The organism is Cryobacterium sp. Hh38, assembly GCF_004403235.1.
Taxonomy (GTDB): domain Bacteria; phylum Actinomycetota; class Actinomycetes; order Actinomycetales; family Microbacteriaceae; genus Cryobacterium; species Cryobacterium levicorallinum.
The window spans coordinates 51,422-69,266 of sequence record NZ_SOHD01000042.1 but is presented as its reverse complement, the minus strand read 5'-3'; the positions used below and the strand labels follow the sequence as shown (position 1 = coordinate 69,266).

At 64.8% G+C, this 17,845-nt stretch carries 17 protein-coding genes, 1 tRNA gene and 1 pseudogene; 9 read left to right on the top strand and 10 right to left on the bottom strand.

The genetic code is table 11. From position 1 onward, the window contains the following. Window positions 1-131: 131 nt before the first annotated feature. A complete protein-coding gene (locus E3T41_RS14450) occupies window positions 132-2,348 on the bottom strand; it encodes an acyltransferase family protein (protein WP_134479211.1) in 2,217 nt (738 codons plus the stop codon). Window positions 2,349-2,786: 438 nt separating this feature from the next. Between E3T41_RS14450 and E3T41_RS14445 the strand changes: the two are divergent. Continuing rightward, window positions 2,787-3,349, top strand: a pseudogene (locus E3T41_RS14445) (DeoR/GlpR family DNA-binding transcription regulator); the annotation flags it as partial. Between the two features lie 226 nt (window positions 3,350-3,575). Here E3T41_RS14445 and E3T41_RS14440 read toward each other — a convergent pair. From E3T41_RS14440 to E3T41_RS14410, 7 genes are all read right to left on the bottom strand, one after another. After that, window positions 3,576-4,625, bottom strand: coding sequence for a YeiH family protein (locus E3T41_RS14440; RefSeq protein ID WP_134479210.1), 1,050 nt, complete (start codon window positions 4,623-4,625; stop codon window positions 3,576-3,578). A gap of 281 nt (window positions 4,626-4,906) precedes the next feature. After that, complete coding sequence (locus E3T41_RS14435) at window positions 4,907-6,217, bottom strand: UDP-glucose/GDP-mannose dehydrogenase family protein (RefSeq protein ID WP_104133376.1); 1,311 nt, start codon at window positions 6,215-6,217, stop codon at window positions 4,907-4,909. A 125-nt stretch (window positions 6,218-6,342) separates the two neighbouring features. Further along, window positions 6,343-6,543 (bottom strand): hypothetical protein, encoded by a 201-nt coding sequence (locus E3T41_RS14430; RefSeq protein ID WP_134479208.1) that lies wholly within the window; start codon window positions 6,541-6,543, stop codon window positions 6,343-6,345. A 133-nt stretch (window positions 6,544-6,676) separates the two neighbouring features. Next, entirely contained in the window at window positions 6,677-7,564 is an 888-nt protein-coding gene (locus tag E3T41_RS14425) for an aminodeoxychorismate lyase (protein ID WP_134479207.1), read from the bottom strand. Window positions 7,565-7,696: 132 nt separating this feature from the next. Further along, window positions 7,697-8,605 (bottom strand): anti-sigma factor, encoded by a 909-nt coding sequence (locus tag E3T41_RS14420; protein WP_134479205.1) that lies wholly within the window; start codon window positions 8,603-8,605, stop codon window positions 7,697-7,699. Beyond that, window positions 8,602-9,186 carry a sigma-70 family RNA polymerase sigma factor gene (locus tag E3T41_RS14415; RefSeq protein ID WP_241979004.1) on the bottom strand — a complete coding sequence of 195 codons (585 nt, stop codon included), beginning with the start codon at window positions 9,184-9,186 and terminating at the stop codon, window positions 8,602-8,604. Before E3T41_RS14415 ends, E3T41_RS14420 begins: the two co-directional genes overlap by 4 nt. Before the next feature lie 391 nt (window positions 9,187-9,577). Next, window positions 9,578-10,207, bottom strand: coding sequence for a DNA-directed RNA polymerase subunit beta (locus E3T41_RS14410; RefSeq protein ID WP_092449680.1), 630 nt, complete (start codon window positions 10,205-10,207; stop codon window positions 9,578-9,580). Window positions 10,208-10,302: 95 nt separating this feature from the next. On the opposite strand from E3T41_RS14410, the gene E3T41_RS14405 reads away from it, so the two are divergent. Then, window positions 10,303-10,375 (top strand) — tRNA-Lys (locus E3T41_RS14405). Between the two features lie 51 nt (window positions 10,376-10,426). On the opposite strand, the gene xerC is transcribed toward E3T41_RS14405, so the two are convergent. Continuing rightward, entirely contained in the window at window positions 10,427-11,536 is a 1,110-nt protein-coding gene (gene xerC, locus E3T41_RS14400) for a tyrosine recombinase XerC (RefSeq protein ID WP_166791577.1), read from the bottom strand. Between the two features lie 28 nt (window positions 11,537-11,564). After that, window positions 11,565-12,524 carry a helix-turn-helix domain-containing protein gene (locus E3T41_RS14395; RefSeq protein WP_134479201.1) on the bottom strand — a complete coding sequence of 320 codons (960 nt, stop codon included), beginning with the start codon at window positions 12,522-12,524 and terminating at the stop codon, window positions 11,565-11,567. 110 nt (window positions 12,525-12,634) lie between these two features. Here E3T41_RS14395 and E3T41_RS14390 point away from each other — a divergent pair, with 110 nt between their 5' ends. From E3T41_RS14390 to E3T41_RS14365, 7 genes are all read left to right on the top strand, one after another. After that, complete coding sequence (locus tag E3T41_RS14390) at window positions 12,635-12,850, top strand: AlpA family transcriptional regulator (RefSeq protein WP_134479199.1); 216 nt, start codon at window positions 12,635-12,637, stop codon at window positions 12,848-12,850. Window positions 12,851-13,005: 155 nt separating this feature from the next. Continuing rightward, window positions 13,006-13,164: a hypothetical protein gene (locus tag E3T41_RS17985; protein ID WP_166791576.1), complete on the top strand. Its 159-nt coding sequence runs from the start codon at window positions 13,006-13,008 to the stop codon at window positions 13,162-13,164. A gap of 35 nt (window positions 13,165-13,199) precedes the next feature. Further along, complete coding sequence (locus tag E3T41_RS14385; protein WP_134479197.1) at window positions 13,200-13,967, top strand: helix-turn-helix domain-containing protein; 768 nt, start codon at window positions 13,200-13,202, stop codon at window positions 13,965-13,967. 15 nt (window positions 13,968-13,982) lie between these two features. Further along, window positions 13,983-14,180, top strand: a complete 198-nt coding sequence (locus E3T41_RS14380; RefSeq protein WP_134468374.1) for a hypothetical protein — start codon at window positions 13,983-13,985, stop codon at window positions 14,178-14,180. A gap of 430 nt (window positions 14,181-14,610) precedes the next feature. Beyond that, a complete protein-coding gene (locus E3T41_RS14375) occupies window positions 14,611-15,993 on the top strand; it encodes a terminase large subunit domain-containing protein (RefSeq protein WP_241991190.1) in 1,383 nt (460 codons plus the stop codon). After that, complete coding sequence (locus tag E3T41_RS14370) at window positions 15,990-17,279, top strand: phage portal protein (protein WP_166791575.1); 1,290 nt, start codon at window positions 15,990-15,992, stop codon at window positions 17,277-17,279. Before E3T41_RS14375 ends, E3T41_RS14370 begins: the two co-directional genes overlap by 4 nt. Beyond that, window positions 17,276-17,836, top strand: a complete 561-nt coding sequence (locus E3T41_RS14365; protein ID WP_134479191.1) for a hypothetical protein — start codon at window positions 17,276-17,278, stop codon at window positions 17,834-17,836. Before E3T41_RS14370 ends, E3T41_RS14365 begins: the two co-directional genes overlap by 4 nt. The last annotated feature ends 9 nt before the right edge of the window (window positions 17,837-17,845 follow it).

Below are 17,845 nucleotides of genomic sequence, written 5' to 3'. Positions count from 1 at the left end.
CCCATTTGGGTGCGCGCTACGGCGATTACCGTAGCGGCTGCCGAAATCGGGGGCGGTCGCGCGCCACGAGACCACGGCGAGCGGATGCGGCGGCCAGGCCGGCAGCATCCACTCGCGAGCGCCTTGGGCGGCTACGCGGCCGGCGGGAACAGAGCCTCGGCGAGCAGCGGGCCGAGCTGGGTGCTCGCCTCACGCACGAAGTGCTGGCCGTCGAAGAACACCGGGGTGTTGTCGATGAAGGCCGGGCAGCGCTCGTCAACGCAGAGCCACGGCACGACGTTCACATACTGGGCGAAATCGCCCAGCTGCTCAACCGCGGCCTGCTCGGCCGTCACCACCTTCTGGTACAGGTTCGACGGGCTGTAGATGCAGTCCGTCGGCACGCTCGTGAGGGTCTTGCACTCGGCGAACGGGGTGCTGGCCGGCGGCGGTGAGAGCACAGCGACGTGGTCGGTGGACTCCTGCAGCGCGGTAATCGTGGCGGCCGTGGCGGTCTGCCACTCCGTGAGGGCATCGGCACCCCCGTTGCCGCTGGCGAGGCGCACGATGGATCCGGCCAGGCTCGACATGAGCACGAGGTCGGGCGACAGGCGAGCGACCTCGTCGTAGACCCAGGCGTGGTGGGCGTCGCACTTGGCGGCGGACGCATCGGTGGCGCTCTTGGCCGCGACCGAAATGTTGACGGCCGGGCAGGAGAACATGGTGAGCGAACGCACGTTGTAGCCAAGCGGTTCGAGCGCGGCGCGGATGGCCGGCATGTAGCTGATCGCCATGGAATCGCCGAGCAGAACCGCGGTCTTGGCCGCGGCCGGGTCGCCATAGACACAGCCGGCGGCGTTCTTCTCGCTCACCGAGAGACAGTTGTCGTCGACCCATTCCGGTGCGCCCGAGTTGTCGCTGAGGGCGTCGAACGCCGGCGTCGCCTCGGGCCAGGCCGTGTTCGCCAGGGCCGCGGTAATGGCGGCCTGCCGGGTGGCCAGCAGGGTGGCGGGTTCGGCGGGAGCTTCCACACCCAGGTTGGCCTCGGCACCGATCGGCGCGGCATCGGCAGACGGGTCCGACGACGTGCGGGACTTCAGCGCAACAAGGGAGACCGAGACGATGACCAGGGTGACGACGACAAGGGCGCCGATCCAGGCCTTGGCCGGGGTGAGGCCGGAGCGGTGCTGGGTGGCGGGGCGGCGCATCCGTTCTCGCTGACGGGTTTGCGAACTTTCGAGCCAGAGCGAGTGCCGAATGGGATCTTCGACGAAGTGGAAGGAGAACATCGAGAGGGCGACCATGAGGACGAGGGCAAGCGGCAGGTAGAGCGGCGAGTTGGTCGCGAAGACGGTGGCGAGCAGGATGACCACCGGAAAGTGCCAGAGGTAGAGGGAGTACGAGATCTTGCCGATGTAGCGGCTGAGCGGGTTGGTGAGGGGAAAGAGCAGGCGCTGTTCGGAGGATCCGATGCCGGCGGCGATGACGAGGGCGCTTCCGGCTACCGGCAGCAGGCCCCACGGGGCGGGGAACGGCGAGTCTCGGCTGATCAATACGAGGCTGGCCACGATCAGGACGAGGCCAAGCCAAGCCAGCACCGGACGGAGGGCCGCCGGCAGGTTGGCGATGCCGGGGGCGGAGGCGGCGAGGAGGGCGCCGATGCCGAGTTCCCAGGCGCGAGCGCCGGTGGAGAAGTAGGCGATGGCGCTGCTTGTGGAGGTTTCGAAGACGCTCCAGGCCAGAAAGCCGAGGGTGATAACACCGGTGCTGACGGCGACGGTCGTGATCAGGGCGCGGGCGCTCAGTGTGCGGCGGCCGGCCAGGGCGAAGATGACGATGAGCAGAAACGGCCAGACGAAGTAGAACTGTTCCTCAACGGCGAGCGACCAGTAGTGCTGCAGCGGAGAGATGGCGTTGGTCGCCTGCAGGTAATCGGTTCCGACGAGGGCAAAGTGCCAGTTGGCCACGAACAGTGCCGAATAGACACCGTCCCAGAGGGTGCTGAGGGCGCGGGCACTCGGCAGGAGCAGGTAGCCGATCGCCGCGGTGACGACGAGCACGAGCAGTGATACCGGCAGGATGCGGCGGATGCGTCGGCGGTAGAAGTCGACGAGCGAGATGCGGCCGGTGTGGGCGTGTTCCTTGAGGAGCAGGCTCGTGATGAGAAAGCCCGAGATGACAAAGAAGATGTCGACGCCGATGAATCCGCCGGACGGCCAGCCGAGCAGGTGATCGAAAATGACGACGATCACGGCGATCGCGCGTAGGCCCTCGATGTCGCCGCGAAAGGTGCGCGTGGCGGACTTGCCGCCCGTGCCGGTGGCTCCGGGCGCGGGTTGTCGCCGTTCCAGGGTGGACTGAACGGACATGTAGCCTCCGACTCGGATTGCGGAACTGGCACCTGTTTTCACCCGGCGACTTTTACCCGTCGACCGGACACGTGCTGCGATTATGACGTAATCTCAACTACCGAGGCAAACCCGACCGAATTATTTACCTGCCGGATACGACCTCACCCGTGCGCGTGAGACCGACGTATATACAGGAACGCCACATCGAGCCGCCCCACCCTGCCGACGAGCCTCCCACCTCCTCCGCGCAACTACAGTGATTGAGAAGCCTAGTTTTCGATCAGTATCAATCAGTTTCGACCCCTTTATGACCCCTCTGCTTGGGGCGGCGCTGCGGGCGCGCGGGGTGCTGGCGGCGTCTGCGCCGGTCGCAGCATTCGCGCCTGCGGCGACCGCGCACTGTGCTGGCGCCCGCATGTCTCTTGAGGATCCGGCCCCCCACGAAAGCGAGTGACCATGAACCGTGCCGAACGGCTCGCCGATTCGGGGCAAGTCGAGGTCGATGACATCATCACCAAGCTCGGAGTGTCGGCCGCGACCGCGCGCCAGGACCTCGACACCCTCGCCGAACAGCAGCTGCTCACCCGCACGCGCGGCGGTGCGATCGGGCAATCCGTCGCCTACGACCTGCCGGCACGCTACAAGCAGGAGCGTCACGCGCCCGAAAACTGCAGATCGCCCGGGCGGCGAGCGCACTCGTGACCCGCGGCGACGTTGTCGGCCTCTGCGGCGGCACGACCAGCACGGCGATTGCCGGTGTGCTCAGTGCCCGCGCGGATATTGCGCAGGCCAGCTCGCACGCCGACCTCACGGTCGTGACGAACGCGATCAATATTGCCGCGCAACTCACGATGCGACCGCAGATCAAGACCGTGGTGACCGGCGGAGTCGTGCACGCGCGCTCCTACGAGCTGGTCGGCGCCTACGCTGAGTCGGTGCTCACCCAGGTGCGGCTTGATCTGGCGTTCATCGGGGTAAACGGCATCGACCCGGTCGTCGGTGCCACGGTGAACGACGAGCGGGTTCGCCCGGAAGGACGCCGCGAGGGCCGCATAGACCGGCAAGGGCGTGGACCCGGTCGCGAGCCCCCGCACAGGATCGGCCTTCGACTCGATCAGCCGGCGAATTTCTGTGGCTACCAGCTCCCCCGCGGCCTGCTTGCTCCGGGCCACGACGATCTCAGCCACGCGCACGCACCTAAGTGATTGCTTCTGACTCAGGAGTAGCAAATTCAATCATGATTGGTCAGGAAAGCTGCACGGCACCCAAGGCCAGTACAGCGATCAGGGTCCAGGAGAGCAGCCCGACGGCGAGTGCGCGGCCGCCCGTGCGCAGAAGCGTGCCGAGATTGACGGCCGCGCCGAGGGCAAACAGCGCCATGGCCAGCAGTGCGGTTTGCAGCAGGTCGGCGGTCTCGAGCGCCTCGACGGGTAGCGGAACCAGCGTACGCACCAGCATCGCGACGATGAACCCCGCGACGAACAGCGGAACGATCGGTGGCCGCGTCGACCGGATGCTCCGGGTGGCTGGGCCGGGCACCCAAGTGTCACCGGCAGCGGGGGCGACCGAAGTGGCGGCATCCGCTTCGATCACGCCGAGACGGCGGCGCCGGGCGATGGACGCGACGGCCACGATCGGGGCGAGCATGAGCACGCGGGTGAGTTTGACGACGAGGGCGACAGCGAGGGCGGCCGAGCCGGCGATTTGTGCGGTCGCGACGACCTGGCCGACGTCGTGCACGCCGGCGCCGATCCAGTGTCCGAATTGCAGCGCACTGAGCCCAAGCGGATGCCACAACAGCGGCAATACGGCGATTGCAAGAGTTCCGCACAGGGTGACCAGCGCGATCGGGGTGGCGGTCTCCTCGTCTTTCGCCCTGACGACGCCGCTCATGGCCCCGATTGCGGAGGCGCCGCAGATGCTGAATCCGGTGGCGATGAGCAGGGGCTGATGACCGGGCAGGCCGAACCAGCGGCCAAGTCCGAGCGTGCCAGCGAAGGTGATGAGCACAATCGCGACGGTGGTGGCGATGGTCACCCAGCCGAGCGCCATGATGTCGACGAGGCTGAGCTTAAGGCCGAGGAGCACGATTCCGAGCTGCATGAACGGCTTGGTAGCGACCGCGAGGCCGGGTGCGAGGACTCCAGCCAGCAGGGGACGTGCGGCCGGGATCTGGCCGACGATGATTCCGAGCACAACGGCCACGGTGAGCAGCGGGAAGGCGGGCACGGCGGCGTGCACGCCCCAGGCCGAGACGGCGGCGAGGGCCGCCACGAGTACTCCCCGAAGCCACATTCAGTCGAGTTTACGCTCGCGCCCACGGGGTGTCCTGCACGGGGGCCCGGCCCGGGCCCGGCCCGGGCCCAGGTTCTAACCTGGGCCCACGTTCACGGGGTGGGCCCGGCCTGCGGGACGGCGTTCGAACGGCCCGGCCCAGGTTACGGAGCTGGGCCCATGATCAATCATGGGCCCAGTTTCTGGGCCCGGGCCGGGTCAGAAGAAGGGGCCCAGGCTATGACCATGGGCCCAGTTTCTAAGCTGGGCCCATGGACGGGGCCCGGGCCCCGTCCGAAGTACTACGGCCGACCGAGCCCGTGATAGGTCCACCCGGCGGCACGCCAGACGGCGGGGTCGAGCGCGTTGCGGCCGTCGATCACGGTTTTCGTTTTCACGAGCGAACCCGCCCAGACAGGGTCGAGGTGTCGAAACTCGGGCCACTCGGTGACGAGCACGACAGCATCCGCTCCCCGCAGTGTGTCTTCGAGGGACTCCTCGTAAGTAAGCTGCGGATGCCGCGCCCGCGAGTTCTCGATGGCCTCCGGGTCGGTCGCCACCACCTCGGCACCCAGACCGCGCAGCTGCACGGCCACGTCGAGTGCCGGCGAGTCGCGCACGTCGTCGGAGTGCGGCTTGAAGCTCAGTCCGAGCACCGCGACCTTGGCGTTGTAGACCGTGTTGCCGAGGGCCTCGGTGGTCAGGTCGACGACGCGCTGGCGGCGACGCAGGTTGATTTTGTCGATCTCCTTGAGAAAAGCCACGGACTCGCCGCGACCCAGCTCTTCGGCGCGGGCGGTGAAGGCACGAATGTCCTTGGGCAGGCAGCCGCCGCCAAATCCAACGCCGGCACCGAGAAAACGGCGACCGATGCGGCCGTCGTAGCCGATGGCATCCGCCAGCTGGGTGACATCGGCACCGGTGACCTCGGCGATCTCGGCCATGGCATTGATGAAGCTGATCTTGGTCGCGAGAAACGCGTTCGCGGCGACCTTGACGAGCTCAGCCGTGGCGTAGTCGGTGATGACCAGGGGGGTGTCGGCGGCGAGCGCCGTGGCGTAGATCTCGTTGAGCAGCTCGACCGCGTGCTCGCCGGGCGCGCCCGGGGCGACGCCGTAGACCAGGCGGTCGGGGCCAATGGTGTCCTGCACGGCGAATCCCTCGCGCAGAAACTCCGGGTTCCAGGCCAGCGACGCGCCACTACCGGCGGCGATGAGCTCGGCCAGGCGGGCCGCGGTTCCCACCGGAACGGTGCTCTTGCCCACGACGAGATCGCCGTCGGCTAGATGCGGAATGAGCGACTCGATCGACGCATCGACATAACGCAGGTCGGCGCTGTAGCTGCCGGGCTTCTGCGGTGTGCCGACGGCGATGAAGTGCACCTGCGAGCCGGCGGCATCCGCTATATCGGTACTGAATCGCAGACGACCACTGTTCATGGCCGAGGTGAGAACCTCGGGAAGTCCAGGTTCAAAGAACGGGGGTTTGCCGATGGCAAGTTGCGCGATCTTGGCGGCGTCGACATCGATTCCGACGACATCGTGCCCCAATTCGGCCATAGCTGACGCGTGTACGGCGCCCAGGTAGCCACATCCAATGACAGAAATTCTCATTTGATCCCTCTCGGTCCACCCAGAGCATAGCGGCAGTGGCAGATTGCCCCAATTCGCGGTCTCTTTCAGAGCGGATGTCCACGCGGCCCGGCCCGCGCGTCGGTCTACGGGTTCCCGAGACCGGCTTACGCCGTCCCGCCGGCGAGCAGAATGGGCGCACCGAAGGCGTCGGCCAGGCGGAACAGTTCGTGCGCGAGCCCGTCGGCCTCGGCGGTCGAACTGGGAATCTGGGAGCCGAACAGTACCCAGAGACTGGTCAGCCAGAGAGAGCCGACAGTGCGGGGCGTGCGCAGGGCGCGCAATCCAGGCAGCAGGCTGGACAGCATCGTGCCCCCCTCCGCTCAGGGGCAACGCATTTCTTCGTACATAATGTAGTCCCGCCCGGTTGGTTTGCCCAGCGGCACCGGCGAGGTCGCCGCCCGCCGCCATTCTGCTGACAAGCGGATGCCCCGGCTGGCCCTACGCGGTCCGCGCCAGCAGGTACGAGTTCAGGGCGTCGGTCACCGGCTGGTCGGCCGGGAACGGCTCACCGTCCAGGGCGACCACTGATACGGCGAGGCGCACGCTGGAGACAAGCCAGGCGGCATCCGCTTGACGAAGTTCATCGAGCGTGACGTCGCGGTATTCGACGGAAGCACCCTGCCCGCTCAGATACTCGAACATGCTCTGCTGCGTGGTTCCGTGCAGAATCGCGCCGCTCGGGGCGGGCGTGACGTATGCACCGTTGCTGCGCAGCACGACGCTCGAGGTCGGGCCTTCCATGACGAAGCCGTCGGTGGTGAGAAAGATGGTGTCGTCGGCGCCGCGGCGGTGGGCCTCGCGAATAGCGGCCATGTTCACCGCGTAGCTGAGGGTTTTGGCGCCCATCAGCAGCCAGGGGGCCTTCTCGGCGACCCCACGCGGGTAGCCGCGGTCGAGGGTCACGACGCGCACGCCGGTCGCGCGCACGGCACTGAAGTCCGCCGCGGCGACCGCGTGCAGCCAGGCGGTCGGTGCCGGGCCGTGCTCGACACCGCGGCTGAGCACGAACTTGAGCGCGATCTCACCGCGCTGCGGAACGCGGGCGACAGCGTAGGCGATCGCGGCGCGCCACTGCTCGGCATTCGGAACCGGGAGATCGCAGATGAGGGCTGAGTTGCGCAGCCGACTGATGTGCGGCTCAACCTCCTGCGGGTGACCGTCGACGACAGCGAGGGTCTCGAAGATTCCGTCGCCACGCTGCGTGCTCAGTTCGCCGACCCGCAGGGCCGGGGCGCTGGATTCCCTCTCGTGGAACGTGTCGTCGAAATTCTTCTGCAGTGAATCGGCGGGGACGGGGTCGATCAGTAGCGTGAAGGGCAGTCTCATGCCCCGAGCCTACTTCGCGCGCATCAGGGCGCGTGCGGCGCGTCTCCGGCCGCTGCCCGATGAGGGGCCGTGTGGAAGCCAGAATTAGGACATTCTGCGACCCTTCACCGACGAGCGGCCGCGGCGAGACCGCTAACTCTGGAACGCGACGATCGGGGTGCTCGTGGGCTGGTCGGACCCACCGTTGGGTTCGACGGTGATCCCGACCTGATCGCCGGCGTGCATGGTGCCGTCGAGCACGCGCCAGGCGGTGCCGTTGCCGGTCGAGTCGAAGGTTCCGGCCGAGGCCGGGCCGTCACCGTTGATGTACCAGAGTTGATAGTCCTGATCGCTGGGCAGCGCGGGCAGGTCGTCAACGAGCACGGCGGAGATTCCGAGGGTGTTCGACCAGACCAGCGTCGCTTCCTGCCCCTCGGCCGTGGTCGTCGCGGCACGCTGGGAGTCATCGGCCGCGTTGATCTGGGCGAGCCCGGCGGCCTGCTGCGACTCAAATTGGTAGTTGTTGAGGGTCTGGCCGAACAAGGATCCGCCGACGAACAGGGCTCCCGCCGCAGCAGCGGCCAGCAGATACCGCGCCGGCCGCTTGAACCAGCGCGCCTCGGCACGCTCGGTCGCCGACGAAAGGTGTGGGCGGGGCGCATCACCGGGTGCGCTGCCGGAGGACGGCGGCGTAGCGGGCGAGTCCGGAGTCGTCCCGGACGGTGCCGTCCCGGACGCGACCGGGGGAACGACGGGAGTCGTCTCGGAAGCGGAGGCGGCAGCATCCGTTGTGGCGGGGCCAGCGGCGCGCGGCAGTGGCGCGAGTTGCGGGGTCGACGCGAGCATCGACATGAGGTTGGCCTTGAGCGCGCTCGAGGGCTGGACCGGTGCCACGGCAAGGCCGAGGGCCACCGCGGTGTCGTTCAACTCGGCCGACTCAATGCGGGCCCGCTCGGATTCGGCCAGGTGCGCTTCGAACGCGGCCGTGTCGTCGGCGTCGAGGGCGTGCAGGGCGTAGGCGCCGGCGAGGTCGGCCGGGTGCTGCTCGTTGCGGCCGGTCATGATGCCACGCCCAATTCGTCGCGGAGGCGGATCAGTCCGTCGCGGAGCCGTGTTTTCACGGTACCCAACGGGATGTGGAGCATGTCGGCGACCTCGCTGTGACTGAACCCGCCGTAATACGCGAGGCTCACTGCCTGACGCTGCAACTGAGTCAATCGAGTCATCGCCTTCTCCACCCTCTCATGTTCGATTCGTACTTCAACGGTTTCGGCCACGTGATCGTAGGCAACGGCCAGGTCACGGATTCCGATTTTGGTATCGCGGTCACGGCCGGCCTGCGACGACCGAATTCGGTCGACCGCTCGCCGGTGTGCCATGGTGAGGATCCAGGTACTCGCCCCGCCACGCGTGGGTTCGTACCGCGTGGCCGACTGCCAGATCTCCAGAAAAATCTCCTGGGTCACTTCCTCCGACTGCGCGTGGTCGATGAGCAGACGCTTGACCAGGCCAAGCACCCGCGGGGCGATCTGGTCATACAGCTCTCCGAAGGCCGATTGGTCGCCGAGCGCTACTCGAGCGAGCAGCTCCTCCTTGGTGGCAGGGGCTGCCGATGCAAGATCTCCGGCGGAATCAGCTGTCATGAGATCTAGCATGTCAGGTCTCGTCCCGTTCCATGACTAGGGTTCGGTGCGAAGTCGCTAATAGATTGGTCAAGACGCGAAATAAGCTTCGAAACGGATGCCGGCGGCCGGTCTCATCGCGCCCACCGCGGGAATGCAGAAGGCCGGGCCGCAGAGCACCTCTCGGCGCGAGGCCGCTCGAAGCGGCGAATAATGGAACCCGGGATTACTGCGGCCCGACCAGACTCCAGTGTATTCGAGCCGGGCGGCCGGCGTCGAATGTTCGCCGTCGGCGCACAGGGGATTTTCGGGTTGCGGGGTGCGGGCCTCCGGGCCCACCCTACGGAAGCGGGCCCACGATAGATCATGGGCCCACATTCCGGCCCGGGCCTGTCAAAAACAAGGGCGGGGACTACTCCAGGGAGTCGCGGCGCCAGAGGCGCGCGCAGGCCGCGAACTCGGCGGCGGTCGTGGAGAACCGCAGTGCTCGGGTCGTCAATTCCGAGGAGCGGTGCGGCTCGGTCAGCTCGAGGTCGTCGGCGATGCTCGTGGCGCCGAGTGCGGTGACCCGGCAATACGCCGCGCCGCGATCGAGCGCCACAGCGAAATCTCCCGTGAACAGGCCGCGCAGAATCTCATCGGCGAGCACGATGATCTCGGCCGGACCCGTCGGCACCGCGGCACCCGCGACGAGCGGATCGATCGTGGCGGCAGCATCCGTTCCCCGCTGGTACAGGTACGCACAGCCCTCAGGGTCCTGCCGAATCAGCATGCGGACGAGGTAGATGCGCCAGAGTGCGCCGGGCAGACTACGGGGAGTGGCCCGCGACCACAGCTCGGCGACTGCGTCGATGCCGTTTTCGTCGGTGTAGGCGACGAGGCGCTCGACCGTCGCCGGGTCGGGGTTGCTGCGCACCCGGTTGAGCAGGGCCTGCGCGGTCTCGTGCGCGACGCGGCTGATGTTCGCCGGGTCATCGCCGCCCTGGAATGCCTCGAATTTGTTCCCGGAGAACAGGGTGGGCTTGTGAAAGTTGTCGGCCACGGCGGGTTCTCCTTCGGGTTTAGATGGCTGGTTTTTGCTGCCCTCAACGCTACCCAGAAAAGCTGAGCGCGAATCCACGGTAGATTAGAACCTACGGGCCTCTAGCTCAGTTGGTAGAGCAAAGGACTTTTAATCCTTGGGTCGTCGGTTCGAGCCCGACGGGGCCCACAATACCCGCGTAAAGACGCGGAAGTCGGGGCATGAATCGAGTTAGATGGTTCATGACCCCGAACTTACCCCGAACATTGCCGAGAGCGCCGCCGCCGCTTTCACGCTCTGAGTGTTGCGTGCCATGTAGACATCTTGAGTCATCGACGGATGCTTGTGGCCGAGGTAGTCGGCAATGTCGCGTGCCGACAATCCTGCCGCATCGAGGGCCGTGGCGACAGTCTTACGGAAGCCGTGAGACGTGAAACCCGGGTAGCCGAGTCGCTCCCGATTGTCGCGCCAATCCGACTCGGTGTTCGACGTGTCGCGCAGCTTGCCAAGCATCGACGGAAACACAAGGTCTAGATCGTTCCCGGGCTGCACCGCGTACCGGGCCCGCAACATGACCACGACTTCAGCCGGCACAACGATTGTGCGCTCCGACGTCGCCGTCTTGCCAGCCTCCCGCAAGATCAGCCCCTGGCCCTTCACCCGCGACACGCTCGCGCCGAGTGTCACCGTGGCCGTGTCGAGGTTCACAAAGTCACGGCGCAGCGCCAACGCCTCACCAATACGGCATCCGGTCCGCGCCATGAACTCCCAGAGCTCGACCAGATCAAGGCGCTGCATCTCGGCATCACTCCGAACGGTCGCCAAGAATCGCGGGACCTGATCGAGTGGCAGTGCAGTCGCCGCCCGGGAAGCCTTGCGCTCGATCCCTGCAATGCCGACGACGGGGTTAGTCAATATCGCGTCGTTACGCACGGCAAGCGCGAGCATCCCCGACAACACCGACCGGCAGCCCTTTGCCGAGCCGTGGCCGTGCTTGATCGACGTGTCGGTTATAAACCTCTGAAGGCGCATCGTCGTCGCCTCACCGACCGTGAGCTGACCTATCCCCGGCTTGATTATCGTGTCGGCATTGTGCCGGTAAGTCGATATCGTGCGCGGGGCCCGTCCTGTTTCTTCCTTCAGCAATAGATAGGCGTCTGCCAGATCGGCAAGCTTGGTCCGCTTGGTAATCGCAAGGTGGGAAGGTGTCTCGATTGTCGTTAGCGCCACCTTCAGGGCGTGCTTGGCCCTAGGTTCGGACTCAGCGAATCGCTCGACCTGCCGCCGCTTGCCGTCCTGGAACCGGTACAGCGTCCGCGCGCGCCACTTGCCGGGCGTCGTCTCCTGCACGTTGACAACGCCGTGAGTGCCGACGGGGTTACGCGGGCGCGACATCTTCGTCGCTACCGTTTAACCGCGCTCGCTCTCGGTCCCTCTCGACCTCTATCGATCCAGCCACAGACGATTCAAAGGAAGAAACACCCTCCGACCCTGCGTAGCCGCTTTTCTTTTGCATGTCAGCCAACCGTTCGGTATGCATAGATTGACTCATCAGCATGAGGTGTCGGGAGCTCATCGCCTCAGGCTCTTCTCGAAAATCTCCGCCCAGGAGTCGAAACTGAGCGCGCGCCTCTCTCAGGTTGGCAGCAGCCGCGTCGGCTTCTCGGATCAAAGCGGCGACAACCTTCCGGTCGTCATCACGGACGGCTACTAACAGGTCATCTGAGACACGAGACCCTGCAAGCGTTCCAGCTTCAATCAAGTCGTCCAGCTGAGCTGATCTCTTCAAATTCTCCATGTAAGGCCAAGCTTCTCGAGCAAAAACAAGCAAAGACCGCCGAGACTTGTCGAAGTTAATTCCTGCCCGCTCGAGAGAGCGCGCGGCTCCGATCAGCGATAAGGCTTTTCTACCCGATGCCCCGTATTCAGACTCGACGACGAGTCCCACCATCGGAAATACGACAGCCCCTCCCTCTTCCAGATCACGTTCGAAAACGTCCATGTCAGCGTCCGCGTCCGCGACCGTGCTGAGGCCACCAAGCCAGTCGACCATGTCAATGACTCGGCGTTGGAAGCCCCTATCGCCTACCTCGGTTTCATCACCGATTTCAACGCCTGAGTAAGGCTTCTCTACATCGAAAAGCAAAGCGGCTGGCGGCACCCGGAGCGCAGCGGACAGCCGAAGCAACTCCTCAACGGTGACGTCTTCACGACGCCCATTCTCGATGTTCGTCACGATCGAACGCGTGGACCCAATACGGTCGGCAAGCTTCTGCGCACTGAACCCTTCCGCCTTACGATATTTGGCCACTCTTTGACCGATCCCATTTTGTGCCATGAAGACACAATAACGGAATAGTTGCGCTATTGCGATACATCTGGCAATATGTACCTAGGAGGCGCAGAAAAATAGAATCTGCGCACTGAGGACACAGAAAAGAGAGTGGCATGACAATCACCAATCCAGACGTGTCGAGCCGACAGCGGCGCAACCTCGACGTGAACGACGTGGCCGATCAACTCGGCATGAGCGTCGCCACGATCTACCGCTGGCGAAGCGACGGCACCGACATGCCCAAGGCGTTCAAGGTCGGAGGTCGAGTCCGCTGGACACAGAAGGCCGTCGACGACTGGATCGACACGCAGATTGCCGAGGCCGTTTGAATGCCCCGGCGGCATGAAAAAGCCCTCAGCCTGAACGGCGTTACAGCGCCAAATGTTCAGACCAAGGGCCACAACCGAATCCCTATCAGAGAGCACGATATGAACCCCACCGTACCAACAACCACCGCCACGGTCACGACCGCCGGGGCGTCCCTGTGATTCTCCACCTGGTCGAGGACCACAACGGTCCGTCCATCTACGTCGACGCCCACGCGGACTATCTCAGCGCCTCACAGGCCCGCCGGCTGGCGATCAAGTTGATCGAACTTGCCCACCGCATCGCGCACCCGATCACCGCGTCTGAGTGGCCGTAAGCCGCTCTGTATTGGGCAAGAAGGCAGGTGTGAGCATGGCCGAAAACGCCAAGGCGCGTGAAGGGTTCGGGATGATTCCCAACTGGGTCGTGCGTGAAACCGAGATCAGCGCCTATGCACTTCTGGTCTACGTCGCCCTGGTCGGTCGCACGGACAAGACAAACGTGTGCTGGCCCTCACAGAAGACCCTGGCGATAGAAGCCCGTTGTTCGGTCCCGCAGGTCAAGCGAGCACTGAAGGAACTACAGACCGTCGGCATCGTCACGTGGACAGCACAGTGGAGCGGCAAGCAGCAGTTGAGCAACCGTTACACCGTGCACTCAGCCCGTAACCCTGCAATCTGCAAAGGGGGGGATCTCACAGAGCTAGGGGGGGGATCTGACAGAGCTACCCCGGGGGTCTGTGAGAGCTACAAAGAAGACCCATGTGAAGAAGACCCAGATAAAGAAGATGAAGTGCTAAAGGTCACCGCAAGCGATGACCGCGCGCTTTCCTTCATTCATCGTGATGACAAGTTCGCCACGCCCGATCAGGTCGCCTATATGGAGGACTGTTACAAGTTGGTCCACCTCGAGAGCCCCGACGAGGACGAGATCAGCCAATGGCAGAAATCAAGCAGCCTGGCTATTCACGAAGGCATCCGGTCGTACTGGTCCGAGATTGAACACGGCGACGACGACCACCTCAATGACGTCATCGACACGGGCGTCTATCTCACCCTGTCCGCTAAGGGCCGCAGCTACATCAACAACCGCCTAAACCTCGAAAGTAGCCCCTATGTCCGACCTGCCAAGAGCGCATAACGAAAGGACAACATCGTGACCACTCGAACCCCTGAAGAAGAAGCGAACTACTGGAAGACTCACGCCCGCCGGCATGAGGACCGTGCCAAGGCCAACCGCGCGGCACTGGTCCAAGCCCGCGACGTGCTCGAGGTAGTGCTCAACTCCCTCGACGACGCGCTCGAACCTGTCGAGCATGAGCGCGATACCAAGATGATCGTGTATCGCGCATGACGTTGACCCTCTGCGTCGTATGCGGTGAACCTGGTGAGTATCGGTGCCGGCTGCATCGTCGGCAGCAACCCAACAAGGGCACCGCCACTGAACGCGGGTACAACTCCGCATGGTTTCGCCTGAGTCGTCGCGCCCGCAAGCTTCAGCCCTGGTGCTCGACCTGTGGCACCAAAGAAGACCTGACGGGCGACCATCTCAGGTGGCCCGCTAAGACGTTGGCAGACGTCGACGTACTTTGCCGCGCCTGTAATGCTGCAAAGGGCGCACCGGACGACACAGGACCAGCGCGGGGTACCCTCGACGGCACCCTGAAAGGCCCCCGGGGAATGGCAAACTTCCTCACTGTGCCGGAGGGGGTATTTTGAGGCCGGGCGCGAAGTCGGCCATTACGGTTGATCCGCTCTCCTGGGATGCCTTCCCGCCTCGTGGTGTGGACCGTATCGACGCCTTCGCCAAGGCGTTTCTGAAGGTGCCGAAGGGTGAGGGATCGGGCACGCCGTTCGTGCTCAGGCCGTGGCAGCTCGAGACGGTGGCCGCGCTGTATCCGATGGACCGCCCGCGACCCCGGCAAGCTCTCCTGAGTCTCCCTCGAGGCAACGGGAAGACCGGGCTGGCCGCGCTCCTGGCCCTCTATGGTCTGTTTGCCGATGAGATCGACGCCCCGCAGGTTCTGGTCGTCGCGTCGAGCGAGCAGACAGCGCAGCACGTCTACAAGGCAGCCCGTCGGATGGTGGAGCTCAATCCCGAGCTGGCCGCCCGTTGCCACATCTACAAGGATCGTTTGGTCGTGCCGCAGAACGGCGGGGAGTTCTACGCCTTGCCGGCTACTGTCTCCGCGCTTCAGGGTTGGGACCCGACGCTGATGATCGTCGACGAGCTGCACGTCGTCGACCGTGACGTCTGGGAGGCGGTCACGTCGGCATCTGGCAAGCGTGCCGAGTCGCTGACCCTGGCGATTAGCACGCCGTCGGACTCGCAAGAGTCGGTCATGTGGGACTTGGTGAAGTACGGGCGCAAACAGGCCGACCCCGCGTTCGTGTTTCGGGAATGGGCCGCGCCGGAAGGGTGCGCTGTCGACGATGAGGCAGCATGGCAGATTGCCAACCCTGCCCTGGGTGACTTCCTCTCGATCGACGCGCTCCGAGCCACACAGGCCACGACCAGAGAAGCCGCGTTTCGTAGATATCGCCTGGGTCAGTGGGCAGGATCACAGGACTCCTGGCTTCCGTTCGGCATGTGGGACACCCGCAAGGATGACCGCACCTTGCAGCCGGGCGAACGAATCGTTCTAGGTTTCGACGGCTCTGCCTCTGGCGACTCGACCGCGCTGGTGGCCTGCACGCTGGACGGATTCATTAGCCCTATCAACGTGTGGAATAAGCCCGACTCTCTCGCCTGGCGTGTGCCGCGCGCCGAGGTCACCAAGGCCGTCGACGATGCGTTCAACACCTTCGACGTCGTGGAACTGGCCTGTGACCCCTGGGGATGGAGGTCGGAAATTGAGGCGTGGAGTAAAACCCACGGTGAGCGCCGGGTCGTGGAGTACAACACAGGTTTCCGTAACCGGATGGGCCCGGCGACAGATCGCCTCTACGCCGCCGTTCTCGATCACACGATGACGCACGACGGCAACAAAACTCTGTCCCTGCACGTCTCGCAGACGGTGGCCGTGCAAACAGCTATCGGCGCGATCGTATCCAAGGACAAGCGCAATTCACCCCGCAAGATTGACGCCGCTATCGCTGCAATCGTCGCGTGGGACCGTGCCGCCTGGCACAACAACACCAAGAAAAGAAGGGTGGTTTCGTTTTGAGCGAACTACTAGAAACACTGACCGCCAAGCTCGACGAGTCCCAGAGTGGACTTGCCAAGCTTGATAGCTACTACGCCGGCACGCAGCCCGCCGCGTTCTTGTCTCCGAAGTCTGCCGAGGCGCTGGGGAACAAGCTCCGCGTTCTGTCGGTGAACTTCCCGAAGCTCGCCGTTCGGTCTATCGCTGAACGGCTTCAGGTCACCGGGTTTCGGGCGATCGGGGATGACAACGCAGACGCCGACCTCTGGCGTATCTGGCAGGCCAACGACCTCGAGGCACAGTCACACCTAGCGCACCTCGACGCGCTGGTCTATGGCCGGTCTTTCGTGTTCGTCTGGGCAGGTCCGAACGGGCCCCGCGTCACCGTCGAATCGGCAAAACAGGTAACCGCGATCTTCGACCCGGCATCCGGGCAGGTTACCGCCGTACTGAAGAAGTGGCTGGCCGGCACCACGCACCACGCCGTCGTGCTCGAGGCCGACAAGATCACGAAGTACGCCGGCAAGGAAAACGCCTTGCAGGTCGTCGAAGTGCTCCCGAATCCGCTGGGTGAAGTCCCCGTCGTGCCACTGGTCAACTCTGGCCGGCTGCTCGACTTCGAGGGTGTCTCCGAGATGGCCGATATTCTCGACCTCACCGACGGGCTGAACAAGATCATGTCCGACGCGCTGGTGAGCTCCGAATACTTCGCCCGCCCGCGTCGCTGGGTCACCGGCATGGAGATCATGGAAGACGACGACGGCAACGCCGTGAACCCGTTCAGCTCCGAAGCAAACCGGGTCTGGCAGTCCGAGAACTCCGAAACCAAGTTCGGGCAGTTCGACGGCGCCCGGCTCGACGGTTACGGCGATATCGTGGCGATCCTTACGCAGCAGATCGGCGCTATCTCAGGTCTGCCGCCGCACTACCTGGGGCTGAACGGTGACCAGCCGCCGAGTGCCGACGCGATCAGTAGCGCCGAGGCATCGCTGGTGGCCGCGATTATCGGCAAACACCGTGCTCTGGGTCGCCGCTGGGCGAAGGTGGCCGACCTGGTGATGAAGGTCCGCGACGGGCAAAACAGCCGCGACTTCGAGACGCTGTGGAAGGCCCCCGATACTCGCACGCCGGCGCAGGTTGCCGACGCCGCAGCGAAGCTTGCCGGGATCGGTGTGCCGCTGGTCGCCGTGCTGGCCGACCCGATGGGTTACAGCCCGTCACAGATCACGACGATCATGCAGGGAAAGCGCGCCGAAGCCCTCACGGCGTCGGGCGCTGACCTGTCCGCGTTCCTGGTGGCCGATTGAGTTACCAGACGAGCCTGTCGAAGATCCGCGAATCGACCAATGCGCAGGTGCTCGAGGCGTGGCGCGTGTACGGGCTGGGCAGGATCACGAAAGCGCAGTTCGTGCAGCTCGCTGCCGCCCTGATCTTGCAAGCCAACGGCAAGGCCGCAGCGCTGGCCGACCTGTCGCTGTCTGCCGAGCTCTACCGCCTCACCGGGGACACGCACGCGCCTCTGGGCGTACTGCCGAGCGGATACGACCAGCCAAGGCTTCAGCGGGGCGTAGAGACGCTACTGGTCGATTTCGAGGCCGGGGAGGATATCGACGCCCGCCTCACTCGCTTTGCGACCAATGCCCCACTGGGTGCCGCGACGGATGCCTACTCCGAAGGGGTCAAACAGTCCACCGCCGTCGAAGGGTACGTCCGACAAATGGACTCCGATCCCTGCCAGCTCTGCCGCTACTGGTGGCGTGAAGGCCGCATCTGGCCGAAAGACCACCGGATGCCGCACCACAAAGGGTGCGCCTGCACGCACCGCGTCGTCACCGTCGACAAAATCCGTTCAGTCTCGAGATAGGACCACGAA

What these genes read in the sequence shown, in the direction of transcription:
- E3T41_RS14450 (WP_134479211.1), bottom strand. Translation starts at nt 2,348, where the DNA reads ATGTCCGTTCAGTCCACCCTGGAACGGCGACAACCCGCGCCCGGAGCC.
- E3T41_RS14440 (WP_134479210.1), bottom strand. Translation starts at nt 4,625, where the DNA reads ATGTGGCTTCGGGGAGTACTCGTGGCGGCCCTCGCCGCCGTCTCGGCC.
- E3T41_RS14435 (WP_104133376.1), bottom strand. Translation starts at nt 6,217, where the DNA reads ATGAGAATTTCTGTCATTGGATGTGGCTACCTGGGCGCCGTACACGCG.
- E3T41_RS14430 (WP_134479208.1), bottom strand. Translation starts at nt 6,543, where the DNA reads ATGCTGTCCAGCCTGCTGCCTGGATTGCGCGCCCTGCGCACGCCCCGC.
- E3T41_RS14425 (WP_134479207.1), bottom strand. Translation starts at nt 7,564, where the DNA reads ATGAGACTGCCCTTCACGCTACTGATCGACCCCGTCCCCGCCGATTCA.
- E3T41_RS14420 (WP_134479205.1), bottom strand. Translation starts at nt 8,605, where the DNA reads ATGACCGGCCGCAACGAGCAGCACCCGGCCGACCTCGCCGGCGCCTAC.
- E3T41_RS14415 (WP_241979004.1), bottom strand. Translation starts at nt 9,186, where the DNA reads ATGACAGCTGATTCCGCCGGAGATCTTGCATCGGCAGCCCCTGCCACC.
- E3T41_RS14395 (WP_134479201.1), bottom strand. Translation starts at nt 12,524, where the DNA reads ATGGCACAAAATGGGATCGGTCAAAGAGTGGCCAAATATCGTAAGGCG.
- E3T41_RS14390 (WP_134479199.1), top strand. Translation starts at nt 12,635, where the DNA reads ATGACAATCACCAATCCAGACGTGTCGAGCCGACAGCGGCGCAACCTC.
- E3T41_RS14385 (WP_134479197.1), top strand. Translation starts at nt 13,200, where the DNA reads ATGGCCGAAAACGCCAAGGCGCGTGAAGGGTTCGGGATGATTCCCAAC.